The 25003-nt window shown below is 68.3% G+C and carries 19 protein-coding genes; 10 read left to right on the forward strand and 9 right to left on the reverse strand.

Annotated features, from left to right (window positions below; all coding sequences use genetic code 11):
- Window positions 1–66 precede the first annotated feature (66 nt).
- Entirely contained in the window at window positions 67–993 is a 927-nt protein-coding gene (locus AC3IRM_RS03480) for a glycosyltransferase family 2 protein (RefSeq protein WP_489204879.1), read from the forward strand.
- A 15-nt stretch (window positions 994–1008) separates the two neighbouring features.
- Here the strand turns inward: AC3IRM_RS03480 and AC3IRM_RS03485 are convergent, their stop codons facing one another.
- The 4 genes from AC3IRM_RS03485 to AC3IRM_RS03500 all read right to left on the reverse strand — a co-directional run bounded on the left by AC3IRM_RS03485 (window position 1009) and on the right by AC3IRM_RS03500 (window position 5748).
- Window positions 1009–2559 carry a PH domain-containing protein gene (locus tag AC3IRM_RS03485; RefSeq protein WP_489204880.1) on the reverse strand — a complete coding sequence of 517 codons (1551 nt, stop codon included), beginning with the start codon at window positions 2557–2559 and terminating at the stop codon, window positions 1009–1011.
- The gene (locus AC3IRM_RS03490; RefSeq protein WP_489204881.1) at window positions 2546–3106 is read right to left on the reverse strand and encodes a PH domain-containing protein; all 561 of its coding nucleotides are present in this window, start codon (window positions 3104–3106) and stop codon (window positions 2546–2548) included. Before AC3IRM_RS03490 ends, AC3IRM_RS03485 begins: the two co-directional genes overlap by 14 nt.
- A 10-nt stretch (window positions 3107–3116) precedes the next feature.
- Window positions 3117–4037, reverse strand: a complete 921-nt coding sequence (locus AC3IRM_RS03495; RefSeq protein ID WP_489204882.1) for a lauroyl acyltransferase — start codon at window positions 4035–4037, stop codon at window positions 3117–3119.
- Window positions 4038–4881: 844 nt separating this feature from the next.
- Window positions 4882–5748 carry an outer membrane protein assembly factor BamD gene (locus AC3IRM_RS03500; protein WP_489204883.1) on the reverse strand — a complete coding sequence of 289 codons (867 nt, stop codon included), beginning with the start codon at window positions 5746–5748 and terminating at the stop codon, window positions 4882–4884.
- A gap of 90 nt (window positions 5749–5838) precedes the next feature.
- On the opposite strand from AC3IRM_RS03500, the gene rluD reads away from it, so the two are divergent.
- Together rluD and pgeF are read left to right on the forward strand one after the other, a co-directional pair.
- Window positions 5839–6828 (forward strand): 23S rRNA pseudouridine(1911/1915/1917) synthase RluD, encoded by a 990-nt coding sequence (gene rluD / locus AC3IRM_RS03505; RefSeq protein ID WP_489204884.1) that lies wholly within the window; start codon window positions 5839–5841, stop codon window positions 6826–6828.
- Entirely contained in the window at window positions 6825–7589 is a 765-nt protein-coding gene (pgeF, locus tag AC3IRM_RS03510; RefSeq protein WP_489204885.1) for a peptidoglycan editing factor PgeF, read from the forward strand. Before rluD ends, pgeF begins: the two co-directional genes overlap by 4 nt.
- Before the next feature lie 205 nt (window positions 7590–7794).
- Here pgeF and AC3IRM_RS03515 read toward each other — a convergent pair whose 3' ends face one another.
- Window positions 7795–10242, reverse strand: a complete 2448-nt coding sequence (locus AC3IRM_RS03515; RefSeq protein WP_489204886.1) for a TonB-dependent receptor plug domain-containing protein — start codon at window positions 10240–10242, stop codon at window positions 7795–7797.
- Between the two features lie 235 nt (window positions 10243–10477).
- Here AC3IRM_RS03515 and AC3IRM_RS03520 point away from each other — a divergent pair, with 235 nt between their 5' ends.
- The 5 genes from AC3IRM_RS03520 to gloA all read left to right on the forward strand — a co-directional run bounded on the left by AC3IRM_RS03520 (window position 10478) and on the right by gloA (window position 16347).
- Window positions 10478–10969, forward strand: a complete 492-nt coding sequence (locus AC3IRM_RS03520; protein ID WP_489204887.1) for a DUF3574 domain-containing protein — start codon at window positions 10478–10480, stop codon at window positions 10967–10969.
- A gap of 38 nt (window positions 10970–11007) precedes the next feature.
- On the forward strand, window positions 11008–13254 hold the full coding sequence (locus tag AC3IRM_RS03525; RefSeq protein WP_489204888.1) for a TonB-dependent receptor: 2247 nt from the start codon (window positions 11008–11010) through the stop codon (window positions 13252–13254).
- Window positions 13255–13525: 271 nt separating this feature from the next.
- Window positions 13526–15145 carry a SulP family inorganic anion transporter gene (locus tag AC3IRM_RS03530; protein ID WP_489204889.1) on the forward strand — a complete coding sequence of 540 codons (1620 nt, stop codon included), beginning with the start codon at window positions 13526–13528 and terminating at the stop codon, window positions 15143–15145.
- 55 nt (window positions 15146–15200) lie between these two features.
- Window positions 15201–15758 carry a DUF4166 domain-containing protein gene (locus AC3IRM_RS03535; protein ID WP_489204890.1) on the forward strand — a complete coding sequence of 186 codons (558 nt, stop codon included), beginning with the start codon at window positions 15201–15203 and terminating at the stop codon, window positions 15756–15758.
- A gap of 58 nt (window positions 15759–15816) precedes the next feature.
- A complete protein-coding gene (gene gloA / locus AC3IRM_RS03540) occupies window positions 15817–16347 on the forward strand; it encodes a lactoylglutathione lyase (protein WP_489204891.1) in 531 nt (176 codons plus the stop codon).
- Window positions 16348–16775: 428 nt separating this feature from the next.
- Here gloA and AC3IRM_RS03545 read toward each other — a convergent pair whose 3' ends face one another.
- Genes AC3IRM_RS03545 through otsB form a run of 3 tightly spaced genes read right to left on the reverse strand, consistent with a single transcriptional unit; the run spans window position 16776 to window position 20748 of the window.
- Window positions 16776–18149, reverse strand: coding sequence for an alpha,alpha-trehalose-phosphate synthase (UDP-forming) (locus tag AC3IRM_RS03545; protein ID WP_489204892.1), 1374 nt, complete (start codon window positions 18147–18149; stop codon window positions 16776–16778).
- The gene (locus AC3IRM_RS03550) at window positions 18146–19936 is read right to left on the reverse strand and encodes a glycoside hydrolase family 15 protein (RefSeq protein ID WP_489204893.1); all 1791 of its coding nucleotides are present in this window, start codon (window positions 19934–19936) and stop codon (window positions 18146–18148) included. The genes AC3IRM_RS03545 and AC3IRM_RS03550 overlap by 4 nt, the downstream gene beginning before the upstream one ends.
- Entirely contained in the window at window positions 19933–20748 is an 816-nt protein-coding gene (gene otsB, locus AC3IRM_RS03555; protein WP_489204894.1) for a trehalose-phosphatase, read from the reverse strand. Before otsB ends, AC3IRM_RS03550 begins: the two co-directional genes overlap by 4 nt.
- Before the next feature lie 34 nt (window positions 20749–20782).
- On the opposite strand from otsB, the gene AC3IRM_RS03560 reads away from it, so the two are divergent.
- On the forward strand, window positions 20783–21217 hold the full coding sequence (locus tag AC3IRM_RS03560; protein WP_489204895.1) for a thiol-disulfide oxidoreductase DCC family protein: 435 nt from the start codon (window positions 20783–20785) through the stop codon (window positions 21215–21217).
- A 218-nt stretch (window positions 21218–21435) separates the two neighbouring features.
- Here AC3IRM_RS03560 and AC3IRM_RS03565 read toward each other — a convergent pair whose 3' ends face one another.
- Window positions 21436–22206 carry a glutathione S-transferase gene (locus tag AC3IRM_RS03565; RefSeq protein WP_489204896.1) on the reverse strand — a complete coding sequence of 257 codons (771 nt, stop codon included), beginning with the start codon at window positions 22204–22206 and terminating at the stop codon, window positions 21436–21438.
- Between the two features lie 138 nt (window positions 22207–22344).
- Here AC3IRM_RS03565 and clpB point away from each other — a divergent pair, with 138 nt between their 5' ends.
- Complete coding sequence (gene clpB / locus AC3IRM_RS03570; RefSeq protein WP_489204897.1) at window positions 22345–24942, forward strand: ATP-dependent chaperone ClpB; 2598 nt, start codon at window positions 22345–22347, stop codon at window positions 24940–24942.
- The last annotated feature ends 61 nt before the right edge of the window (window positions 24943–25003 follow it).

Raw genomic sequence — 25003 nt, forward strand, 5'->3', positions numbered from 1 at the left:
GTCCGGGCGCGGCGAGGCGCGTTGGTATGATGCCGGCGCCGCATGCGCGGCGTCGCTCCGATGTCCATGACCGCTCCCATCCGCCCCACCGTCAGCGTGCTCGTTTCGAGCTACAACTACGCCGCGTTCGTCGTCGAGGCGATCGAGTCGGTGCTCGCGCAGACGGAAAACGCGCTGGAGATCATCATCGTCGACGACGGCTCGCGCGACGGCTCGCCCGAGCTGCTGCGTCGGCACTACGGCGCCCATCCCAAGGTCACGCTGATCGAGCAGGCCAACGGCGGGCAGCTGCAAGCGTGGATCACCGGTTTCTCACAGGCGCGTGGCGACATCGTCGCGCTGCTCGATTCCGACGACCGCTGGAATCCCGACTACCTGCAGCGCATCGTCGACGTCTACGCCGCGCGCCCCGAAGTCGATTTCGTCTACACGAACATGCAGCTGTTCGGCGATCTCGACGAACCGATGTTCAAGCCCGGTCCGGATCGCGACCTCGGCCTGTCGATCCTGCTCAACGCCTATTACCACCGCTTCCAGGGCGCGGCGACGTCGGCGGTGAGCCTGCGCAGCACCCTGATGGCACGACTGTTGACGTTGCCACCCGAGCGCGCCGCCGACTGGCTCTCGCGTCCCGACGACTGCATCGTCTACGGCGCCGACATCCTCGGCGCGCACAAGGTGTATCTGTCCGACACTCTGGTCGGCCACCGCGAACACGGCAGCAATGCGCTCAAATCCTTTGGGCCGTCGCCGCTGCGCGTGTACCGCCACGTGGTGGGCAGCGAGCGCATGCTCGAGTTCTACCGCCAGCAGGCCGGCATCACGCCGCGCTGGTTGCGCATGGCCAAGGCCGAATTCCGCACCAAGCCGGCGCCGACGTTCTGGGAATTGCGCGCCTACAGCTGGCTGCTGTTCCAGGCGCCGATGCCGCTGGCCAAGCGCATCGAGCACTGGGTCGGCATGCTGTCGCACTACCTCAAATCGCGCCGCTGACCGCGGCGTACTGATTCACCAGCGCAGCGGTCGCCTGGCGATCGCCTGCGCGAGTGTCGCGTGGATGCGCGCGGCATCCTCGAGCGGCAGGAAACGCAGCCGCAGCGGTACGGTCAGCGGATTGGCACCTGCGGTATCGAGCCACACCGAGGCCATGCCGAAGCGACGGTCCAGCGGCGACTGGCGCAGTTCGACGGCCTGCAGCTTGCCGAGTTCGGCGAAACGCCAGGTGCGCGACCACCAGCCCTCGCGCACCGCCACCAGTGCATCGTCGACTGCGTAGCCGGCGCGCGCGGCATGGCGGCGGGCGACGAACATCGACCACGGCAGCCACAGCAGGCCCAGCGCGCCCCACCACTGGAAGAACCAGGCCAGCGCGGCGCACAGGCCCACGGTCACGAACAGATCGCCGAGCATCAGGCGCTGCCAGGCGCGCGGATGCAGCGGCTGCCAGTGTTGCGGCGGCCACGACGGCAGCAGGGCGATGTCGCGCACGATCGCATCGCAGGTGCCCGGCGGCGCGATCGGCGCGAGGGCGTCGAGCCCGCGCTGCGCGTTCGCGTTGCCCTGGCCGTCGCCGGTGCGCGCGCTGGCGGTGTCGATCTCCAGCGTGCGCCGCGCGAACAGGCGATGCAGCACGCCTTCCTGCAGTGTCCACGCCTGGATGCGCCGACGCGGCACGCTGCTCCGCGAGCGACCCAGCAGGCCGCGCTCGACGGTCAGGCGTCGCCCCTGCCGCTGCAGACGGAACCCGTGGTAGCGCAGCAGCGACAGCAGCACCGAGAACGCGCGGATCAGCACCAGCGCCGTCGCGACGACGCCCATCAGCACCAAGCCCTTGGCCATCCACGTCGTTGCGAAGCCGCTGGCGTAGCCGAAGGCCTCGCGGCCGTACTCGACCAGCAATCGCCCCATCGCGCGCTCGGGCATGACCTGGAACGACAGCGCGGCCGCGCCGGCGACGACGATCAGCCCGCGGTTCGAGATCAGGCCGAGCTTGACCACTTCCCAGGTCGACAGCGCCAGCAGCGTGGTGCCTTCGGGCGCGGCGACCGGTGTGCCATCGGGCGTCGCAGTGACCACATCGGCACGGCCGCGATCGCGGATCAGCTGTTCGAGCGCCAGCGCCTCGGGCATCCGCAGCACACGCATCTGCGCTTCGGGCTTCGTGCCACCGGCCGATTCCAGCCGCACTTCGGCGACGCCCATCACGCGGTGCAGCAGCGTCTGGTGGATGGCGACGTTGTGGATGCGCGAATACGGAATCTGCCGGACGCTGCGCTCGAGCAGACCGCTGCGCACGATCAGCCGGTCGTCGTCGATGCGGTAGCGGAAGGTCAGGTACTGCCAGACCGACACGACGACCAGTGCGCCGACGCCGATCATCGGCAGCCACCACGGATACCCGTCGTCGCGGCGGCCGCCGGCGAACAGCAGCACCGCCAGTGGCACGATGAACTGCCGCAGGTTTTGCAGCAGCACGAACAGCCACGAGCCCGGATGCAGGCGGCGCTCGTGGTCTTCGGGCAGCAGCGCCTCGGGTGCGGCCGGCTCAGGCGTCGTCATGATCGTTGTCGCGGGCGGCGCGCGCGGCCAGGGTGTCGCGCAGACGCTCGGCTTCTTCGAAGTCCAGACCCGACAGCGACAGCGCGCTGTTGCGGGTGCCGGCGGTGTGCACGATCAGCGTCGCCAGTCCGAACGCGCGTTCCAGCGGGCCACGGCGCACGTCGAGATGCTGCACGCGATTGCCGGGCACGCGCGTGTCGCTGCGCCACAGGTGTCCGCGGCGCACGCCGAAGCCGTCGTCGTCGAGCCGCCAGCGCGTGCGCAGCCAGCGCCGGCGCGCGATCCAGACCGTCCACGCCGGAATCACCAGCAGCAGCGCGCCGGCGATCGCGAACGACAGCGGCTGGCGGTCGGCGGCGATCAGGCCGACGCCGAGCGCGATTGCGAGCGGAATCAAAGTGCCGATCAGGGTGGCGATCGTCGCCAGCGTGCGTGCACGCAGCGGCAGCGGCTGCCAGACATCGGTCTCGACCTGTGGCGCGGGCGCCACCGGCTCGTCGAAGGGCAGAGGCGGCGGTGTGGACACGTGGTCTTCGCTGGCGGTCATCGGCGCGTGCTCATCGTCGACGTTCGAGGTCGAGATAGGGATTGTCGTCACCCGAGCCGGACGGCCGGGCCTTGTAGCGTTTGTAGGTCCACTGGTACTGCGCCGGATCGCGTCGCGCGATGTGTTCGACGCCGGCGTTGAGCGCGGTGGTCGCCCGCACCAGATCGGTATCGGCGATCGCGGGATGCGCGGGTTCGACGCGCAGCGCGAACTCCGGCCCGTCGCCGATCCGCTCGCAGTACGCGAACAGCACGGTCGCGCCGGTGCGTTCGGCCAAGCGCGAGGCCAGCGTCATCGTCAGCGCGGGCATGCCGAAGAACGGCGCGAATTCGCCGTCGCCGGCCTTGGGCTGCTGGTCCGGCAGGATGCCGACCACGCCGCCGTCCTTGAGCGTCTTCCACAGCTGCCGCACGGCCGGGCCTTCGGCCCGCACCTGGCGCACCCGGTCCGGTACGCCGGCGCGCACGCGGCGCAGGAAGGCTTCGCCGACTGCCGAGTCCGGCGCGCGATAGAGGATCGAGATCGGCGTGCGTGCGGCCAGCCACTGGTTGAGCAGTTCCCAGTTGCCGTAGTGCGGCGCGCAGACGATCAGACCGCGACCATCGGCCAGCGCCGCGTCGAACAGTCCGACGCCGTGCTGCTCGCGCAGCATCCGCAGGTTGCGCGCATGCGGCCGCGTCCACAGGCGCAGCGTTTCCAGCGTCTGCAAAGCGGTCGTGCGCAGCACATTCTTCTGCAGCGCCGCGCGTTCGTCGTCGGTCAGTTCGGGATAGGCGAGTTCGAGATTGCGCAGCGCGACCCGGCTTTCGCGGCTGCCCGCGAGTCGTCCGAGCGCAGCGACCACGCTGGCGATGCCGCGCAGCACCGGCGCCGGCAATGCGCCGACGAGCGTGGCGAGCAGATAAAGGATGCGTGCGATCAGATCGGGCATGCCCGAAGTCTAGGCGGTGTCGCGCGGGTGGGGATAGGTGCCGGAAGTCGGCCGTGTCGCAGACGCTGGCGTCGTACGTCTACGGCCGGGCGAACGCTCGTGCATTGCGTCGGCCTTCGTGACTGTCGTTGCTTCGGCTGTGGCTTCGGCTTCGGCTTTGGCTTTGGCTTCCAGCTTTTGATCTGAATCGAGCCGTAGAGCGAGCCGAGCATCGCAGGGCGGCGGGGTCGAAGAGCAGCCCATGTCTGAGCGCAGCGAGTTTGGGCTGCGTGCCCCGTCGACCGAGAAGCGCAGGGGACCGCCGCGGCTGTATCGCGGCGGATCGCGTCCGGCGAAGACGGTTTTGCTTACTTTTGCCAAGACAAAAGTAAGCCGCGCGACAGCGCGGAAGCCCTGTCTTTGATCTTCGCTCTTGCTGTTGATTCGTTTCTCTCAAGCCGAAGAATCAAGTCGTAAAGCGACAAGCAAAGAGGCGCGAGCAAGTGCACGGCTTTCGCCCGCTGCGCGTGCGAGTCCCTTTTGGATGGACCCAAAAGGAACCAAAAGGTCCCTTCGCCGGACGCGAGCCGATGCGATGAAGCCGCATCGGTGCCCTGTGCTCCTCGCCTGACGCGGCACGCAGCCCAAACTCGCTGCGCTCAGACATGGGCTGCTCTTCGGCCACGCCAGGCTCCGGTGCTCGGCTCGCTCTACGGCTCGATTCGAATCAAAAGCTGAAAGCCAGAGCCAGAGCCAGAGCCAGAGCGAAAGCCAAAAAGCCAACGCGAAAGCCAAAGCCAAAGCCCGCAGACAGCACAAAGCAAAACGCCGCCCGAAGGCGGCGTTTTCACCCAACAACCAGCAATCAGTCGCGGTCGACGTCGATCGCGGTGCGCTCGCTGGCGAACGGGTTGAGGCGACGGATCTTCCACGGCTCGTTCGGCCAGTTGCCGGTCAGCGACGGGTGATCGGGCTCGTTCTGCTCGAGCACGCGACGGGCATCGGCGGCCAGGGTGTCGTTGCCGAGGTTGGCGTAGCTCGCTGCGAGCAGCGCGACCGCGTCGTTCTGGTACTCGCTCTGCGGGTAGGTCTCGAGCAGGTAGGTCGCGCGCTGCGCGGCGGCCACGTAGGCCTCGCGGCGCAGGTAGTACAGGCCGGTCTCGATCTCGTGGCGCGCAAAGGTATTGCGCAGCGTGGCCATCTGCGCGCGGGCGTCGGCGGCGTAGCGGCTGTTGGGGTAGCGGTCGGCCACGGTGTTGAAGTCCGCGTACGCCTGGTTGGGCGAGGCGAGATCGCGGCGGCTGCTGTCCAGGCTCCACACGCGCTGCAGGAACACCGTGTCGCGGTTGGAGTTCACCAGGCCGCGCAGGTAGTACATGTAGGGGATGTTGCGATGCGTGGGATAGGTGCGGATGAAGCGGTCGATGCCCGAGATCGCTTCCTCGTTGTTGCCCATCTTGTAGTGGGCGTACGCGGTCTCGACCAGCGCCTGCTCGGTATACGGGCCGTACGGGTACTGGGCGACCAGGCGGCGGAACGACGTGGCGCCGTTGCTCCAGTTGCCCTTGCGCATCGAGTCGTGGCCCTTCTGGTAGAGCTCGGCGACGGGCACGCCTTCGTTCTCGTCGTCCCTGGTGTCGCGGGAGCAGCCCGCGGCGACCATGACAACCAGCAACAGAAGCATCGAGGTGCGGGCCAGGGCGCGGATCGGCGAGGCGAGGCTTGGGGTCATGGGGGCAATTGGGCGTATGGGCACGAACCGCGGATAATAACAGTCCGGGTGGATCGCCCGGCTTTCCCCGCCTGAACCCGAGCCGTCCCGATGCAGCAAGACCCCAGCGACCACCCCGACCACCGCACCGCCACGGTGCCGGATGCCGCGGCAGGGCGCCGTTTCGACGCCGTGCTCGCCGAACTCTTCCCCCAGTTCTCCCGCTCCAAGCTCACCACCTGGATCAAATCCGGCGAAGTGCTGCTCAACGGTGAGGTGCCGCGCCCGCGCGACGCGGTGGTGGGCGGGGAGACCGTCAGCCTGAACGTCGTGCTGGACACCCAGACCACCGCCGAGCCCCAGGACATCCCGCTGTCGGTGCTGTTCGAGGACGACCAGGTGATCGTGGTCGACAAGCCGGCCGGGCTGGTCGTGCACCCGGGCGCCGGCAACTACGACGGCACGCTGGTCAATGCGCTGCTGTTCCGCGATGCCTCGCTGGCGACGCTGCCGCGCGCGGGCATCGTGCACCGGCTCGACAAGGACACCTCGGGCGTCATGGTGGTCGCGCGCACGCTCGAAGCGCATAACGCGCTGGTCGAGCAGCTGTCGGCGCGCGATGTGCATCGCCAGTACCTGGCCGTCGTGGTCGGTGCGCTGGTCTCGGGCGGCACCGCGGATGCACCGATCGACCGGCATCCGCGCGACCGCCTGCGCATGGGCGTGCGCGAGGACGGCCGTGAAGCCGTGACCCATTACCGTCTGCGCGAACGTTTCCGCGCGCACACCGCGCTCGAATGCCGGCTCGAGACCGGTCGCACGCATCAGATCCGCGTGCATATGGCGCATCTGCGGCATTCGATCCTCGGCGACCCGCTCTACGGCGGTTCGCTGAAGCTGCCCAAGGGCGCGTCCGACGAGATGATCGCGACGCTGCGCGGTTTCCGCCGCCAGGCGCTGCACGCCGAGACGCTGGAGTTCAAACATCCGGTCACCGGCGAAGCCGTGCGCTGCAGCGCGCCGCTGCCGGACGACATGCAGGTCCTGCTGAAAGTGTTGCGCGCGGACGCGATCCAGCACGCGGAGATGGGCCGCCGGTGAGTGCGCTGCTGTACGCCGACTGGCCCGCGCCGCGCGGCGTGCGCGCGCTGACGACGCTGCGCCGCGGCGCCGGCGTGTCGCAGGCCCCGTTCGACAGTTTCAATCTCGGCAACCACCGCAGCGCTGCCGGTGACGCGCCGGAGGCGGTCGCGCGCAATCGCGATGCGCTGGTCGTGATCGCTGGCCTGCCCTCGCCGCCGCACTGGTTGCAGCAGGTGCATGGCGTCGAGGTCGCGCGCTTCGTCGCGCCGGCAGGCGCTGCGCAGCAGGCGCTGGTGGAGGCCGACGCGTCGGTGACGTCGGAAGCGGGCGTGGTGCTCGCGATCCTCACTGCCGACTGCCTGCCGGTGGTGTTCGCCGCCGATGACGGCAGTGAGATCGGCGCGGCGCATGCGGGCTGGCGTGGACTCGCAGCGGGCGTGCTGGAAGCGACGGTCGCGGCGATGCGCACGTCGCCGGCGCAGCTGCGGGTCTGGCTCGGGCCGGGCGCGGGACCGGCGTCGTACGAAATCGGGGCCGAGGTGCGTGATGCGTTCGTCGCAGGCGATCCGGGCGCGGACGCCGCGTTCGTCGCGACGCGCGATGGTCACTGGCGCGTCGATCTGTACGCGCTCGCGCGTCGGCGTCTCGAAGCGGTGGGGATTCGCGGTGATGCGATCCACGGCGGTGATCGAGACACGATCGCCGAACCCGAAACGTTCTTTTCGCATCGTCGGGATCAGCGCACAGGGCGGATCGCGACGCTGGTGTGGATGGCATAAGCCCTCCCCCGCTTGCGGGGGAGGGTTGGGTGGGGGCGAACTTTCAGCGACGCGCTGACAACGATCTCAGCCAAACGTTGCTTGAAGTCCGTCGTCAAGCGCTCGGAGGGTTTGCCCCCATCCCAGCCTTCCACCCGTAAAGGGCGCAATGCCCCGCATACGGGGGAAGGGGCAGGTCATGCGCTCTGCGGCGGCGACGCCTCGATCAGAACGCGTACCGCACCCGCGTGTAGTAGTACGCGCCGCTGCTGCCGATCCCCGACAGCACGTCGTAGGGCAGGTTGCCGAAATAGAAGATGTCCTCGTTCGACAGGTCGGCGTATTCGTCGGTCAGGTTGAGGCCGCCGACGGCGAGCGTCCATTGCGCGCCGAGGCGCACTTCGGCTTCGGCATCGAACTGCCACTTGGCGCCGTAGACCTGCTCGGGCTCGAAGCCGCCGCCGAAGTTGAAGACGCGCTTGGTGCCGCCGTGGCGGGTCACGCGGGCGAGCAGGTTCCAGGTGTCGTCCCCCCAGCTGCCGGTAAACGCCGAGCGCGTGCGCGGCGCGGCGTCGGTCAGCGTGTTGCTTTCCTCGACGCCGAACAGCACCGCGTCCGGCACCACCGCCGACAGCGCGGCCGGTGTCGCGACGATGCGCTTGATCTCGGTGTCGGCGTAGCTCCAGGTGCCGGTCAACAGCAGCGAACCGCCGGCCAGCGGATGGCGCCAGTTGGCGACGGCCTCGGCGCCGCGCGTGCGCGTGTCGGCGGCGTTGGTGAAGAAGCTGACGCTCTGCACACCCGGCACGCCGAACTGCGCGTCGATGAAGTCGGTCAGCGCATCGCTGGTGATCGCTTCCGACAGCGCGACGCGGTCGTCGATGTCGATCTGGAACAGGTCCAGCGAGAAGTCGAAATTCTCACCGACGCGGCTGGTGAAGCCGAGGCTCGCGTTGATCGACTGTTCGGGCGTGAGATCGGTCGCGCCGAGCGCGCGGGCGATCGGGTTGTTGACCGACAGCAGACGGCTCTGGATCAGCTGGCCCGCGGCGTTGTAGCCGGTGCCGGTGGATTCGTAACCGATCTGGCCGAGCGACGGCGCGCGGAAATTCTTCGACAGCGCGCCGCGCAGCGCGAACGCAGGCACGAATTCGTAGCGCGCGGCGAGCTTGCCGGTCACTTCGCCGCCGAAGTCGCTGTAGTGCTCGTAGCGCACGGCGGCATCCGTGCTGAGCTTCTCGCCGAAGCTGCTCGACACGCTGGCGTAGACGCTGGCGACATCGCGGTCGAGGTCGGCTTCGTCCTGCGGGGTCAGGCCGCCGCCGGCCTGCGAGCCCGTCGGGCGATCGGTGAACGGACCGGCCGCGTAGCTCGCCGGATCGCCGGCGCCGGTCTCGTAGTTCTCGACGCGGAATTCCACGCCGGTGGCGAAGGTGTGCAAGGTGTCGCCCTGCGCGAACAGACGGCTGACGTCGACGTTGGCCAGCGTCTGGTCGAACGCGTAGTCGCCGGTCTTGAAGCGCGTCGGGCTGGACGGGCCGAGCGAGGCATTGATCGAATCGCGCAGGCGATAGGTGAACGCGTTGCGGCCGTGGTTGAGGCTCGCGTCGACATCCCAGTCGCCCCACTGCGTGCGCACACCGGCGACGCCGGCGACGTCGAGGTTCTTGCCGATCGACACCGGGCGGAACCCGTTCGGATACACCTCCAGCCAGTTCGCTTCGCCATCGGGATAGCGGAAGTAGTTCGCGCCTTCGGTGTCGCGTTGGGCGTAGGTGCCGAACGCATAGAACGTCGCGGCGTCACCGAGCGCGATCTCGGTATTGAGCCAGCCGTTGATGTCCCGGGCCGCGCCGTTGCCGGCCTGGTAGTTGCGCTGGCCCTGCAGTTCGAGATTGCGCGGCGTCTGGTCCCACGGCGGAATCTGGTCGAAGCCGGCGCGGTTGGTCGGCGAGAGTTCCTTGTATTCCAGGCCCACGCGCAGGAAGCCGTCCTCGCCGAGCGCGGTGCCGACCTTCGCCGCGAGCGATGCGCTCTGGCCGTCGGTGATGCGCTGGTCGGTCGGCTCGAACTTCGTGTGGTGCGCGCCGTAGCTCGCTTCGATCGCGCCGCCATCGCCACCGTCATCGAGGATGATGTTGATCACGCCCGCGACCGCATCGGCGCCGTACTGCGCGCCCGCGCCGTCGCGCAGCACTTCGATGCGCTTGATCGCGCTGAGCGGAATCGCGTTGAAGTCGACCGGCGTGGTGCCGCGTCCGGTCTTCGAGCCCGTGGTCACCAGCGACGAGACATGCCGGCGCTTGCCGTTGATGAGCACCAGAACCTGGTCCGGGGAGAGGCCGCGCAGCTGCGCGGCGCGGATGTGGTCGGCGCCACCGGAGTTCGACTGGCGCGGAATGTTGAACGAGGGCAGCAGGGCCTGCAGTGCGCTGCCGAGTTCGCCGTTGACCGCGCCGGCGCGGCGCAGATCGTCTGCGTCCAGCACGTCGATCGGCGAGGTCGATTCGAGCACCGTGCGATCGGTCGCGCGGGTGCCGGTGACGATGACCGCATCGAGTCGGGTCGCGCCGTCGTCGGGCGTGGCCTGCGCGAACGCGGGCGTGCCCAGGGCGAGGGCGATGGCGGCGGCGAGCGGCGCGGACGCGCGGCGGAGGGACTGCGGCACGGACATTCCTGTGCGGGCGGAGAGGCGTCGCGCGACATCGGACTCCGCCGGCGGGACCGGGGGGAGGTGCGTGCGGAATCCGATGCCGGCGACGCGCGGCCGCGGTGGCCGGCCGCCATTAGTCGCAGAACGCTATCGATGCGTCCATCCGGATAAAGCGATACAGTGTTGCGGCAGCGCAACAATTTCCGGCGCCCCGGCTCCCTACGATGACGGGCCGCCGTTTTCCCAGGAAGTCCTCATGGCCGTTGTTCTTGCCGATCTCCGCGTCCTGCCGCCGCTGCTCGCGGCGCTGTGCCTGGCCGCCTGCGCGGGCACGCCGTGGGCAGGTGCGGCGCCGCCTGCGCAGGTCGCCACCGCCGCTTACCACGGCGATGCCGGGCGCCCGGCCGAGGGCAAGGGCTGGGTGCGCACCGAACTGTATTTCGCGACCGGCCAGTGGAACGCCTCGGCCGAGGATGCCGCCGCTGCCGAGCAGCGTTGGCTCGACTTCCTCGACCGCGAAGTCACGCCGCGCTTTCCCAGCGGCCTGAGCGTGCTCGATGTCTATGGACAATGGCTGCCACCGGGCGCGACCACGCCGTCGCGCCTGCGTTCCAAGGAGCTGGTCGTGCATCATCCCGATACTCCGGAACAGGCCGCCGCGATCGAGGCGATCCGCGTCGCCTGGAAGCAGGAAACCGGCCATCTGTCGGTCTTGCGCTCGCAGCTGCACGCCGACGTTTCGTTCTGACCATCCCGCGTTCCCTTCCGTCCGCCGAGGTTCCTCCGATGTCGTCCAGCCGCGCCCGCCCGACTGCGTTCCGTCCCGCCCGACTTGCCTTCGCGCTCGCCTGCGCGCTGCCGGCAGGGGCCTTCGCCCAGGACGCGGCGACGCCGGCCAGCCCTGCCACGCTGGATGCGGTGCAGGTCACCGCGCAGCGCCGGGTGGAGAACATCCAGGACGTGCCGGTGTCGATCACCACGCTCGATGCCGAGAAGCTCGGCGTGCTCGGCAGCGGCGGCACCGACATCCGCTTCCTGTCGGGCCGCGTGCCCAGCCTCAATATCGAATCGAGCTACGGCCGCGCGTTTCCGCGCTTCTACATCCGCGGCCTCGGCAACACCGACTTCGATCTCAACGCCTCGCAGCCCGTTTCGCTGATCTATGACGACGTGGTGCTGGAAAACCCGCTGCTGAAGGGGTTCCCGGTGTTCGACATCGCCGGCGTCGAAGTGCTGCGCGGCCCGCAGGGCACGCTGTTCGGCCGCAACACGCCGGCCGGCGTGGTGAAGTTCGATTCGGTGCGCCCGAGCCAGGACTTCGAGGGCTACGGCAAGCTCGCCTACGGCAGCGACAACATGTGGAATTTCGAAGGCGCGGTCGGTGGCGCGCTGACCGAGCGCTGGTCGGCGCGCGTGTCGGCGCTGTACCAGCGCCGCGACGATTCGGTGCGCAACACCCTCGCCGGAGCGCCCAACGACGGCTTCGAGGGCTATGACGAATCCGCCGCGCGCGTGCAGTTCCTCTACGAGGGCGACGGCTTCGAAGGCCTGTTCAATCTGCACCGCCGCGATCTCAACGGCACCGCGCGCCTGTTCCGGGCCAACATCGTCGAGCCGGGCAGCAACCGCTTCGTGCCCGGCTTCGATCGGGATTCGGTCTCGCTCGACGGCGTCAACTTCTCCGACCTCGAAACCTGGGGCGGCAGCGCCCGCCTGCGCTGGGATTTCGGCCAGTACAGCCTGTACGCGATCACCGGCTACGAGACGCTGGAATCCTTGAACCGCGGCGACATCGACGGTGGTTTCGGCGCTGCGTTCCTGCCGGTGTCCGGCCCGGGCTTCATCCCGTTCGCGGCCGAATCGGCCGACGGCATTCCGGACCACAAGCAGATCACCCAGGAAGTGCGCCTCGAGTCGAATCTCGACGGCCCCTTCGACTGGCAGGCCGGCGCGTTCTGGTTCCGCGAGGAACTGACCGTCGACAGCCTCAACTACGATTCCCTCGCGCCCGGCAATCCGCAGACCGGCCACGCCGTGCAGGAACAGCGCAACACCGCCTGGGCGCTGTTCGCGTCCGGCGAATACGACGTCAGCGACAAGCTCAAGCTGCGCGGCGGCCTGCGCTACACGCAGGACAAGAAGGACTTCAGCGCCAGCGTGCTGCAGGCCGTGCCGTTCGGTACGCCGGTCGGCGGCCCGTTCTTCGAGAACACCGATGTCGACGACATCAGCTGGGATGCCAGCGCGGTCTACGAGATCAACGACGACGTCAACGTCTACGGCCGTGTCGCCAAGGGCTTCCGCGCACCGTCGATCCAGGGCCGTCTCGCATTCGGCGGCATTTCGGTCGCCGATTCGGAAGAAGTGATTTCGTACGAGGTCGGCATCAAGGCGGACCTGTGGGATCGCCGCGGCCGCATCGGCTTCAACCTGTTCCGCTACAACGTCGACGGCCAGCAGCTGATCGCCGTCGGTGGCGCGACGAACCAGGCGATCCTGCTCAACGCCGACACGTCGATCGGGCAGGGCGCCGAACTCGATCTGCAGGCCTGGCTGACCGACACGCTGCTGGTGACCTGGGGCTCGAGCTACAACGACACCGAGATCCGCGACCCGAATCTCGCGGTCGCGGTCTGCGGCGGCGGCTGTACCGTGACCGATCCGACAGTGGACGGCTTCGCGCTCGTGGACGGCAACCCGCTGCCGCAGGCGCCGAAGTGGATCCACAACCTCACCGCGCGCTGGGCCACGCCGGTCGGCGACGACGCCGAGTTCTACGTCTACACCGACTGGGCGTATCGCGGCCAGGTCAACTTCTTCCTGTACGAATCGCCGGAATTCCGCGGCCGCTCGACGCTGGAAGGCGGCCTGCGCGTGGGCACGAACTGGAACCAGGGCGCCTACGATCTCGCCGTGTTCGGCCGCAACATCACCGACTCCGCGCGCATCGTCGGCGGCATCGACTTCAACAACCTGACGGGTTTCATCAACGAACCGCGGACCTGGGGCGTGGAGTTCACGGCGAGGTTTTGAGGTGGTTTTGCCTTCATCACGATTTCTGTGATGGAACTTGATCCTGTTGGATCGTGCGACGAGATACGGCTGCGCGTGAATCCTATTCTCGTCATTCCGGCGAAAGCCGGGATCCAGTGACTTCCGCTTGCTGCCCACCCTGCCCGCGGGTCAATACGAGATGCATGAGGCGCTGGATTCCGGCTTTCGCCGGAATGACGACTCAAGCGATATCTCGAGGCGCTTCGTCGGCTGCAAGTCCGGCGACTTCTGAACAGTTTCAAGGACCGCTATGTTTTCTGCGCCGAATCCCGCACGCGCTTCGCACGCATCGCCCTCCTGGTTAGTCCCCGGCGACATCAACGGCTTTTTCGGCCTCGTCGTCGACAACCTGTCCATCCTCGGCTTCATCGCCGCGGCGCTGGTCGGGATCTTCGGCGTGCCGGCCGACATCGTGTTCGGGCGCATGTTCCCGGGCACGGCCTTCGGCGTGCTGGTCGGCAACCTGATGTACACGTGGATGGCGCGGCACCTCGCGCAGCGCACCGGGCGCGACGATGTCACCGCAATGCCGCTCGGGCTCGATGCGCCGACCAGCATCGGCATGGCGCTGCTGGTGCTCGGCCCGGCCTTCGTCGCGTTCCGCCAGCAGGGCATGGATGCGGACGCGGCCGGCATCGCGACCTGGCAGCTCGGCATGGCGTCGCTGGTCGTGATGGGCGCGCTGAAACTCGCGCTGTCGTTCGCCGGCGACTGGATCACCCGCGTCGTGCCGCGGGCTGCATTGCTGGGCTCGATCGGCGGCGCGGCGCTGATGCTGCTCGGCTTCCTGCCGCTGATCGAGACGCTGCGCTCGCCGGTCGCCGGTTTCGCGACACTCGGTCTGCTGCTGTACGTGCTGGTCGCGCGTGGGCCGGTGCCGTTCCGGCTGCCCGGCGTGCCGTTCGCCTTGCTCGTCGGCCTCGCGCTGTACTACGGCCTCGGTCTCGCCGGTCTGTCGCCGGGCTTCGCCTTGCCGGAGGCCAGCTGGCCGGCGCCCGCACTGCCGTGGCCGAATCTCGGCTTCGTCGACGGTCTGCCGGCGACACTGCCGTATCTGTCGCTGCTGCTGCCGTTCGGCCTGCTGATGGTCGTCGGCGGCATCAATGTCAGCGAGAGCGCGCGCGCGGCCGGTGACGACTACCGCACGCGTGACGTGCTGCTGGTCGAAGCGGTGTCGACGCTGGTCGCCGGCGTCTGCGGCGGTGTCGCCCAGACCACGCCCTACATCGGCCAGCCGGCTTACAAGCACATGGGCGCGCGCACCGGTTACACGCTGCTGACGGGTCTGTTCATCGGCGTCGGCGGCATGCTCGGCCTCGTGTCGGGGCTCGTGCAGTGGTTGCCGGTCGCGGTGCTCGCGCCAATCATCGTCTTCGTCGGCATCGACATCACCGTGCAGGCCTTCCACAGCACGAAACGCGAACATGCGATCGCGGTGTCGCTGGCGTTCCTGCCGGCCATCGCCTATCTGCTCAACATCAAGTTCGGCAATCCGGCGTGGATCGACCCGGAGCGTATGGCCGCGCTGTACGCGCAGGTCGATGCCGGCCACGGCCTGCCGGAGATGGCGACGATCGTCGTGCTCGGCAACGGCTTCATCATCACCGCGATGCTGTGGGCGACCGCGCTGGTCGCGCTGGTCGACCGGCGCCCCGGCATCGCGGTCGCAACCCTGCTGGCCGCCGCCGTCGCCACCCTGTTCGGCGTGATCCATTCGGTGCATCCGACCGGCGCGCTGGTGCTGCCGTGGCAGCTCGACGGCCTGCGCCAGGCGATCGCGTTCAACTTCGCCGCCGCCTATGCGGTGTTCGCCGCGCTGGTGGGCCTGCTGGCACTGCAACGCCAGCCGACGCCGACAACGCCGGACTGATCGAAGCGGGCGCACAGGCGCTATCCTGCGCCGCCCGGATCCGACCTGCCGCGCGATGACGCCGACCCTCTACCAGACTCTGCTCGGCGCCGCGTTCTTCCGCCTGCCCGACGCCTTGCGTGCGCTGCACGGTGTGCATGGCACGGCGCGCTACGCCGGCGAGGTGACGGTGGTGCGCGGCACAGGGCTGTTGTCGCGCGTATGCGGGCGTCTGGCGGGCATGCCGAGGGCGATGGCCGGGGCGCCGATCACGGTCGATTTCGCCAGCGGCCCGAAGGGCGAGGTCTGGTCACGCGTGTTCGGCACCCCGCCGAAGGCCTCGCGCATGCGCTCGCGCCTGTCGCATCGCGATGGCGAATTGCGCGAGCGCATCGGGCCGGTGCATTTCCGGTTCGTGCTGCATGCCTGGGACGGCACGATCTTCTGGAACGTCGCCGGGGCGCGTCTGCTTGGGGTGCTGCCGCTGCCCGCTGCGCTGTTCCGCGACATCCGCTGCAACGAACGGGATGTCGACGGGCGTTACACGTTTGAGATCGAAGCCGCGTTGCCCCTGGCCGGGCCGGTGGTGCGCTACCACGGCTGGCTGCTGCCCGAGTCCGCCGACGCCGCGTGACCGCGGCCTTGCGGCGGCTTCGCCGATAATGGACGGCCCGACCACAGGAGCCCGTGCCATGACCGCACACAGCCTTGCCGACCTCGCCAGCGTACCGGGTGTCGCCCCGCGCGACGCCGCCACCCGCGATTTCGTGTTCAACCACACCATGCTGCGGATCAAGGATCCGGTGGCGTCGCTCGACTTCTACACCCGCGTGCTCGGCTTCACCCTGGTGCGCAAGGCCGATTTCGAACAGGCGAAGTTCTCGCTGTTCTTCCTCGCGCTGGTCGACGACACCGCCGGCATTCCCGATGATGAGGACGCGCGCCGCGAATGGCTCGCGCGTCGGCCGGGCGTGCTCGAACTCACCCACAACCACGGCACCGAATCGCAGGACGGCGCGGTCTACCACGACGGCAACAGCGACCCGCGCGGCTTCGGCCACATCTGTGTCAGCGTGCCGGACGTGCGCGCGGCGTGTGCGCGATTCGAGGAACTCGGCGTGCCGTTCCAGAAGCGCCTGACCGACGGCACGATGAAGTCGATCGCCTTCATCAAGGATCCGGACGGGTACTGGGTGGAGATCATCCAGCCCGCGAAAATGTGATGTCTTCCGCCGCAGGCGGATGACGCGTTGGCCCCTCTCCCTCTGGGAGAGGGGAGGACCATCGGCGGATGCCGATGGTGGGGTGAGGGCGGGGCTTCGCCGAACTTTTGAGCTCTGTTGCGTAGCGCGCGAAAAGCGCCCTCACCCCAACCCCTCTCCCGGAGGGAGAGGGGCTCAAAGCGCATGCGGCTCGACATCGCGCGATCTATCGGATGCACAACGCGCACCAGCGGACCAGCACCTCTCCCTCCGGGAGAGAGCCTGCCCCGGACCCGATCCGGGGTCGACGCACGCAGTGCGTCGGGTGAGGGTTGAACGTCAGCAGCAACGCCTGCCGATCCGCGGCATCGCGAACCAGACGATCAACCTTCGCGCGCGGGAGATGACGGGTTTTACTTCACTCCAACCATCTTGCGAAACGCGACGGCTCAGCGCCGCGTCGCCGCCAAGCGCGACAGGAAATCCTTCCGCCACGCGTGGATGTCGTACTCGCGGATGCGGGTGATCATCGACTGCCAGCGCTCGCGTCGCGCTTCCAGCGGCATCGTCATCGCCGCCGCAATCGCGTCGGCGACACCGTCGCTGTCGAACGGGTTCACCAGCAGCGCGCCGTCGAGCTCGCGCGCGGCGCCGGCGAAGATCGACAGCACCAGCGCGCCGGGATCCTCGCCGTCCTGCGCGGCCACGTATTCCTTCGCGACCAGGTTCATGCCGTCGCGCAGCGGGGTGACCAGCGCCATGCGCGAGAGACGGTAGAAGCCGGTCAGCGCGGGATGCGGATAGGTGCGGTTGACGTAGCGGACAGGTGTCCAGTCGGGCTCGGCATGGGCGCCATTGATGTGGCCGGCGTATTGCTCGAGCTCGCGCCGCAGCGTGCGGTAGCTGGCGACGCCGCCACGCGAGACCGGTGCGATCTGCAGATAGGTCAACTTGCCGCGCTGGTCGGTGTGGCGCTCGAAGAAGCGCTGGATCGCGCGGAAACGTTCGGGCAGACCCTTCGAGTAGTCGAGCCGGTCGACACCGATCGCCAGTGCGCGGCCGTTGAGGCTCGCGTGCATGCGTTTGGTCGTCGCGCTGCGCGCCGCGGTCTCGGCCAGCGATTCGATCACACCGGCATCGATACCGATCGGGAATGCAGCCGCGGTGAAGCGACGGCCGTCGTGGTCGCGCAGATCGCCCTGGCCGGCGACCTGGCCGCCGCGGAACAGGCGGATGTAGTCCTGGAAGCGTTCGAGATCGCGCTCGGTCTGGAAACCGACGAGATCGTAGGACGACAGCGCGCCGAAGGTCTTCTCGTGGTGCGGCAGGCCGGCGACGATGTCCGCCGACGGAAACGGCACGTGCAGGAAGAAGCCGATGCGTGCGCGCACACCACGCTTGCGCAGCTCCTGCGCCAGCGGGAAGAGGTGGTAGTCCTGCACCCAGACGATGTCGTCGTCGCGCAGTTCCTTCGACAGCTTCTCGGCGAACAGCGCGTTGACGCCGCGATAGGCGGCCTGAGTGAGCGCGTTGTAGTCGACGAGATCGAGCCGGAAATGCAGCAGCGGCCACAGCGTGCGGTTGGAAAAGCCGTTGTAGTAGCCCTCGTAGTCCTCGCGTGACAGATCGACGGTGAGGTATTCGATGCCGTCGGCCTGCTGGTGGTGCAGCTCGCCCGAATGCGCGCGTGCGACCTTGCCGCTCCAGCCGAACCACAGGCCGCCGGTTTCCTGGAGCGCCGCGTCCAGCGCGGTCGCGAGGCCGCCGTTCTGGCTGGCGCCGGGCAGCGCGACGCGGTTGGAAACGACGACCAGGCGGCTCACGCGGCCTCCTGCCAGGACCGCGACAACCGCATCGCCGCCATGATCAGGCCGACATGCGAATAGGTCTGCGGGAAGTTGCCCCAGGCCTCGCCGGTCTCGAACGAGAGATCCTCCGACAGCAGCCCGAGATGGTTGCGGCGCGACAGCAGGGTCTCGAACAGTTGCCGCGCCTCGTGCGTACGACCGATCGACGCCAGCGCGTCGATGTACCAGAACGTGCAGATCGTGAAGCTGGTCTCGGGCGTGCCGAAATCGTCGGGCGTGACGTAGCGGAACAGGCCGTCGCCATGCCGCAGCGACTTGCCGATCGCCTCGACCGTGCCGATGAAGCGCGGATCTTCCGGGGTCACGAAACCGAGGTCGGCGAGCAGCAGCAACGAAGCGTCGAGCCGGTCGCCGCCAAAGGCATCGGCGAAGTGGCCGAGCTGGGCATTCCACGCTTCGCCGAGAATCCGCTCGCGCATGCCGTCGGCGCGCTCACGCCAGTACCCAATGCGATCCTCGATGCCGAGCTGCCCGGCGATGCGGGCCAGACGGTCGCAGGCCGCCCAGCACATCACGGCGGAATAGGTGTGCACATGCGCCTTGCCGCGGAACTCCCACAGGCCGGCGTCGGGCTGATCGAAGAGCTTGAACGCGAGTTCGCCCAGCGGCTCGAGCTTGCGGAACGTCGCCTCGTCGCCGCGGTGTTCCAGCCGGCGATCGAAGAACAGTTGCGTCGAGGCGAGCACGACGCTGCCGTAGGTATCGTGCTGACGCTGCACGTAGGCGAGGTTGCCGCGGCGCACCGGGCCCATGCCGCGATAACCGTCCAGCGCCGGCATCGTCTCTTCGGTCAGTTCATGCTCGAAGCCGATGCCGTAGAGCGGCTGCATGTCGCCGTCGTCGCTGACCGTCAGGTTGAAGATGTAGCGGATGTACTCCTCCATCGTGCGCGTCGCGCCGAGACGGTTGAGCGCGCGCACCACGAACGCCGAATCGCGCATCCAGCAGTAGCGGTAGTCCCAGTTGCGCTCGGTGTCGGCGGCTTCGGGAATCGACGTCGTCATCGCCGCGATGATGCCGCCGCTGTCCTCGTACTGGCACAGCTTGAGCGTGATCGCGCTGCGGATCACCGCCTCCTGGAAGTCGAGCGGGATCGACAGGTAGCGCACCCACTCGCGCCAGTAGTTCGTCGTGCGGTGGATCGCGTCGCGCACGAATTCCGGCAGTGGCTGGGTCAGGGTCTCGTCGGGGCCGAGCAGGAAATGCAGGTCGCGGTCGAGCACGAAGGGCAGGCCGTCGCGCAGCAGGCGGATCGGCAGATCGGTGGTTGCGCGCAGGTTGAAACCCGGCAGCACGTAGCGGATGTGGTTGCTGCCCCAGGTGCTGTCGGGCACGCGCGAGCCCCAGTCGGCGAGCGGGCGCAACAGCACGCGGATGCGCGGGCTGCCCGACAGAAGGCGCACGCGCCGCATCAGCATCACCGGACGATAGAAGCGGTCGTGCTGGCGCCAGCGCGGCGCGAAATCGGTGATCTCCAGCGACGCGCCGTGACGGTCGTAGAGCACGGTGCGCAGGATCGCGGTGTTCTCGACGTAGCTCTGCTCGCTGCGTTCGAAATCGTCGAGCTCGATCGACCAGTCGCCGTGGCCTTCCTTGGGTGACAGCAGCGCGCAGAACGCGGGATCGCCATCGAACGCCGGCAGGCAGGACCACACCAGACGCGCGTTGCGGTCGAACAGCGCGCCGAAACTGCCGTTGCCGACGAGGCCGAGATCGAGGCTGGGGGCGAGCGGTTGGGTCATCGGGAAGTCTCCGGGTTCGGGTCTGCGGGCACACCGAGCCACGCATGGACTGCGGCGGGATCGGACAGACGGAAGCGGGCTGCGCTGCCGGCACGATCGCCGACCAGCACGCTGATGCCGCCACGGGCGTTGACGGCGCGGAAGCCCGGCTCGTCGGTGAGATCGTCGCCGGCGAACACCGGCACGCGGCCGGCGAACGGTGCCTCTTCGAGGAATGCCAGGATCGCGCTGCCCTTGTCGGCATGGCGCGGGCGAAGTTCGATCACGTGGTCGCCGGGCTGCAACTGGTAGTCGGGCAGTCCGCTGAGCGCACCGGCGGCGAACGCACGTAGTGCGAGTGCGGCCGCGGCCTTGTGCTCGGGCGCGACCATCCGCCAGTGCAGACCCAGCGCCGCGCCCTTGTCTTCGACCAGCGCGCCCGGGTGCGCGTCGATCAGTGCGATCGCCGCATCGCGTGCGCGCACCAGCGCGGGCGGCACATCGCCGGCAACACCGGTGTGTCCGGGACGGCGCCGCTCCACGCCATGCAATCCGGCGGCGGCGAACACCTGCGGCGCGAACAACTGGTCGAGCGTGGCGAGATTGCGGCCGCTGACCAGCGCCAGTGCACCGCCCAGGGCCTGTTGCAACACGATCAAACGCGCGAGCAGTGCGGGCGGCACTTTCACCGCATCGGGACGGGGCGCGAACGGCAGCAGGCAGCCGTCGACATCCAAAAACAGGGCCGCATCCTTTGGCAGCGCAGGGGGCAGGGGCAACGCGGTCGCGGCCGGTGCGGGGAACGGCGGGGTGGCTTCCGGTGATTGGCGCATTGCAGCATGATGGCCACGCAACCGGAAAACCGATGTGAATCCCGCCAGCCCGCCCGAGCCATCCACTGCGCCGCACACGGGGTCGATCGTCGTGTTCGACGGCGTCTGCGCGTTGTGCAGTGGCTGGGTGCGCTTCCTGCTGCGCCACGACCGCCGCGCGCGATTCCACTTCGCTGCGATGCAGGAGGCCGTGGGTCACGGCCTGCTGGTCGCACACGACATCGATCCGGCCGATCCGGTGTCGTTTCTGCTGGTCGATGGCGATGCCGCCTGGCACGACAGCGATGGCGTCATCGAAGTGCTGCGTCGCCTCGGCGGCGTCTGGCGCGCGGCGGTGCTGCTGCGCGTGGTGCCACGCGCGCTGCGCGATCCCGCGTACCGCCTGCTCGCGCGCAACCGCTATCGCGTGTTCGGGCGCAGCGATGCGTGCATGGTGCCGCCCGCCGCAATGCGCGCGCGGTTTCTGTAAGCCCGAACCGGGGGCTGCTGGAACCGACGACGCGGGCGTCTGCCCGTTCGCCCCCACCCAACCCTCCAACCGTAACGGGCGTAATGCCCCGCAAGCGGGGGAGGGTTTTTGCGCCGCGCGCCGGGCCCATTGCTCACTCCTTCCGCAGGCGGGAAGGCCGAGTTTTATCCCCCATAAGGGCGGAGGTCTTTGCTCCCTGCGCTTGGACCCCCCACCGCTCAATCCTTCCCCGCAATCCCCCCATCCAGCTCCGGGTAATGCCGGAAGATTCCGTTGGTGTTGAACGCAAGCCTGCGCTCCGACGCCAGATACGCGGCGATGTTCGGCCGCTCGGCGATCCGCGCCTCCAGCCTGCGGAGCTGCGGAATCGTCGGCGCCAGTGCGGCCATCGCTTGCGGGTACGCGTAGTCGAGCCCGCGCACGATCTGGAACAGCGACAGGTCGACGTAGGAATGGGCGCCCAGTGCATGGCCGTTGCCGCGACCGACCACCTGTTCGAAATAGCCGAGGAACTTCGGCAGCCGGTGCGTGCGCAGATCCACGGCGCGATGCTTTGCGGCGTCCTTCTGGTCCTCGTAGTACGCGGCGCTGGCGATCGGATGGTGGCTGTCGTGGATTTCGGTCACGAGGTCGGCAATGGTGAGCTGCAGTTGCAGCGCCTGCAGCCGCGCCGCTTCACCGCCGGGCGCCAGATCGAGCCGGGGACCGAGGAAGTGCAGGATGGCGGCGACCTGGGCCACGATGATGTCACCGGCCTTCAGGAAAGGCGGGGCGAATGGACGGGCGCCGTCCCGCTCGCCGTCGAGGAAGGGCTGCAGCGCGGCGTCACCCGCTTCCCGGGCGACATCGACATAGCGTGCGCCGGTGTCCTCCAAGGCAAGCCGGACGAACTCGCCGCGCCCCTGGATGCCGGTCCAGTAATAGAGCTGGTAATCCATGTGCCGCTCCGGGATGGGGAAGGCGTACCGTAGGCCCAGCCCCGCAAGCATCGGGTGAGCGCCCCCGCAGGATTCCGTCGACGCAGGGGTCCGTCGCAGGCCCGTCCGCGCTTGCAACCCGCGGCTTCGACCGCATCTGAGAGACATTGCCGGCGTCCGCCGGCCCTTCATGCTCCCGAGGATTCCCCGATGCGGATGGACAAGCTCACCTCGCGTTTCCAGCAGGCGCTGAGCGACGCGCAGTCGCTGGCCGTGGGCCGCGACCACAATTTCATCGAACCGGTGCACCTGCTGCTGGCGCTGCTCGACCAGCAGGGCGGCGGCACGCGGCCGCTGCTGGGTCAGGCCGGCGTCAACGTGCCGGTGCTGCGCGAACGCCTGACCGAGGCGATGGAGCGGCTGCCCAAGGTCACCGGGCAGGCCGGCCAGCTGTCGGTCGGCAACGATCTCTCGCGCCTGCTCAACGTCACCGACAAGCTGGCCCAGCAGCGCGGTGATGCGTTCATCGCGTCCGAACTGTTCGTGCTGGCCGCGCTGGATGACAGCGGCGACGCGGGCAAGGCGCTCAAGGCCGCCGGCGCCGACAAGGCGCGGCTCGAAGCCGCGATTACCAAGGTGCGCGGCGGCGAGAGCGTCAAGGACGAGAACGCCGAGGACGCGCGTCAGGCGCTGGAGAAGTACACGATCGATCTGACCGCACGCGCCGAGAGCGGCAAGCTCGATCCGGTGGTCGGTCGTGACGAGGAGATCCGTCGCACGATCCAGGTGCTGCAGCGCAGGACCAAGAACAATCCGGTGCTGATCGGCGAGCCGGGCGTGGGCAAGACCGCGATCGTCGAAGGCCTGGCCCAGCGCATCATCAACAACGAAGTGCCCGAAGGCCTGCGCGGCAAGCGCGTGCTGTCGCTCGACATGGGCGCACTGATCGCCGGCGCGAAGTACCGCGGCGAATTCGAGGAGCGCCTCAAGGGCGTGCTCAACGATCTGTCGAAGAACGAAGGCCAGATCATCCTCTTCATCGACGAGCTGCATACGATGGTCGGCGCCGGCAAGGCCGAAGGGTCGATGGACGCCGGCAACATGCTGAAACCTGCGCTCGCGCGCGGCGAATTGCACTGCATCGGCGCGACCACGCTCGACGAGTACCGCAAATACGTCGAGAAGGATGCCGCGCTGGAGCGTCGCTTCCAGAAGGTGTTCGTCGGCGAGCCGAGCGTCGAGGATACGATCGCGATCCTGCGCGGCCTCAAGGAACGCTACGCGGTGCACCACGGCGTCGAGATCACCGATCCGGCGATCGTCGCCGCGGCCACGCTGTCGAACCGCTACATCGCCGACCGCCAGCTGCCGGACAAGGCCATCGACCTGATGGACGAGGCGGCGTCGCGCATCCGCATGGAGATCGACTCCAAGCCCGAGGAACTCGACCGCAAGGAACGCCGGCTGATCCAGCTCAAGATCCAGCGCGAGGCGCTGAAGAAGGAGAAGGACGCCGAATCGAAGCAGCGCCTGGCGGATCTCGAAGCCGAGATCGCCACGCTCGAGCGCGCCTACAACGACATGGAGGAAATCTGGAAGGCAGAGAAGGCCAGCGTGCAGGGCGCGACGAAGATCAAGGAGCAGATCGAGGCGGCCAAGCACGATCTCGAGTCCGCGCAGCGCACCCAGGATTACGCGCGCATGAGCGAGATCCAGTACGGGCGCATCCCGGAACTCGAGAAGCAGTTGCAGGCTGCGCAGGAGGCCGAAGCCCAGGGCTTCACCCTGTTGCAGGACAAGGTGACCGCGGAAGAAATCGCCCAGGTGGTCGCGCGCTGGACCGGTATCCCGGTCAGCAAGATGCTCGAGGGCGAACGCGAAAAGCTGCTGGCGATGGAGTCGCAACTGCACACGCGCGTGATCGGCCAGGAAGAAGCGATCAAGGTCGTGTCCGATTCAGTGCGCCGCTCGCGCGCCGGACTCAGCGATCCCGATCGTCCGACCGGCTCGTTCCTGTTCCTCGGCCCGACCGGCGTCGGCAAGACCGAGCTGTGCAAGGCGCTGGCCGAATTCCTGTTCGACAGCCAGGACGCGATGGTGCGCATCGACATGAGCGAGTTCATGGAGAAGCATTCGGTCGCGCGCCTGATCGGAGCGCCCCCGGGTTACGTGGGCTACGAGGAAGGCGGCTATCTGACCGAGGCGGTGCGGCGTCGGCCGTACAGCGTGATCCTGCTCGACGAGGTGGAGAAGGCGCATCCGGACGTCTTCAACATCCTGCTGCAGGTGCTCGACGACGGCCGCCTGACCGATGGGCAGGGTCGCACCGTCGACTTCCGCAACGTCGTCATCGTGATGACCTCGAATCTCGGCTCGCACCAGATCCAGGAAATGAGCGAGCGCGGCACGGACGCCGACAGCGCCGAGGGCTACACGCAGATGAAGGCCGCGGTGATGGGCGTGGTGCAGGCGCACTTCCGCCCGGAGTTCATCAACCGGCTCGACGACATCGTCGTGTTCCATCCGCTGCACAAGGCGCAGATCCGAGAGATCGCGAAGATCCAGCTGCGCGGCCTGGACAAGCGTCTGGCCGAACGCGGGCTGCGCATCGAGCTGTCGGACGCCGCCTTCGATCTGCTCGGCAATATCGGTTTCGACCCGGTCTACGGCGCGCGCCCGCTCAAGCGCGCGATCCAGCAGCAGCTGGAGAACCCGCTGGCGCAGCGCATCCTGTCGGGCGCGTTCGTCAGCGGCGACACCATCAAGGTTGATGCCGCTGGCGGGCAGCTGGCGTTCGAACAGGGCTGACACCCGCCGCAGTGGCGCCGGTCCACCGCATGTGCGGTGGCCGGCGTCGCGGTGCGACTGC

Source organism: Luteimonas sp. KH_071 (genome assembly GCF_057838005.1).

What these genes read in the sequence shown, in the direction of transcription:
- AC3IRM_RS03480 (WP_489204879.1), top strand. Translation starts at nt 67, where the DNA reads ATGACCGCTCCCATCCGCCCCACCGTCAGCGTGCTCGTTTCGAGCTAC.
- AC3IRM_RS03485 (WP_489204880.1), bottom strand. Translation starts at nt 2,559, where the DNA reads ATGACGACGCCTGAGCCGGCCGCACCCGAGGCGCTGCTGCCCGAAGAC.
- AC3IRM_RS03490 (WP_489204881.1), bottom strand. Translation starts at nt 3,106, where the DNA reads ATGACCGCCAGCGAAGACCACGTGTCCACACCGCCGCCTCTGCCCTTC.
- AC3IRM_RS03495 (WP_489204882.1), bottom strand. Translation starts at nt 4,037, where the DNA reads ATGCCCGATCTGATCGCACGCATCCTTTATCTGCTCGCCACGCTCGTC.
- AC3IRM_RS03500 (WP_489204883.1), bottom strand. Translation starts at nt 5,748, where the DNA reads ATGACCCCAAGCCTCGCCTCGCCGATCCGCGCCCTGGCCCGCACCTCG.
- rluD (WP_489204884.1), top strand. Translation starts at nt 5,839, where the DNA reads ATGCAGCAAGACCCCAGCGACCACCCCGACCACCGCACCGCCACGGTG.
- AC3IRM_RS03515 (WP_489204886.1), bottom strand. Translation starts at nt 10,242, where the DNA reads ATGTCCGTGCCGCAGTCCCTCCGCCGCGCGTCCGCGCCGCTCGCCGCC.
- AC3IRM_RS03520 (WP_489204887.1), top strand. Translation starts at nt 10,478, where the DNA reads ATGGCCGTTGTTCTTGCCGATCTCCGCGTCCTGCCGCCGCTGCTCGCG.
- AC3IRM_RS03525 (WP_489204888.1), top strand. Translation starts at nt 11,008, where the DNA reads ATGTCGTCCAGCCGCGCCCGCCCGACTGCGTTCCGTCCCGCCCGACTT.
- AC3IRM_RS03530 (WP_489204889.1), top strand. Translation starts at nt 13,526, where the DNA reads ATGTTTTCTGCGCCGAATCCCGCACGCGCTTCGCACGCATCGCCCTCC.
- AC3IRM_RS03535 (WP_489204890.1), top strand. Translation starts at nt 15,201, where the DNA reads ATGACGCCGACCCTCTACCAGACTCTGCTCGGCGCCGCGTTCTTCCGC.
- gloA (WP_489204891.1), top strand. Translation starts at nt 15,817, where the DNA reads ATGACCGCACACAGCCTTGCCGACCTCGCCAGCGTACCGGGTGTCGCC.
- AC3IRM_RS03550 (WP_489204893.1), bottom strand. Translation starts at nt 19,936, where the DNA reads ATGACCCAACCGCTCGCCCCCAGCCTCGATCTCGGCCTCGTCGGCAAC.
- otsB (WP_489204894.1), bottom strand. Translation starts at nt 20,748, where the DNA reads ATGCGCCAATCACCGGAAGCCACCCCGCCGTTCCCCGCACCGGCCGCG.
- AC3IRM_RS03565 (WP_489204896.1), bottom strand. Translation starts at nt 22,206, where the DNA reads ATGCTTGCGGGGCTGGGCCTACGGTACGCCTTCCCCATCCCGGAGCGG.
- clpB (WP_489204897.1), top strand. Translation starts at nt 22,345, where the DNA reads ATGCGGATGGACAAGCTCACCTCGCGTTTCCAGCAGGCGCTGAGCGAC.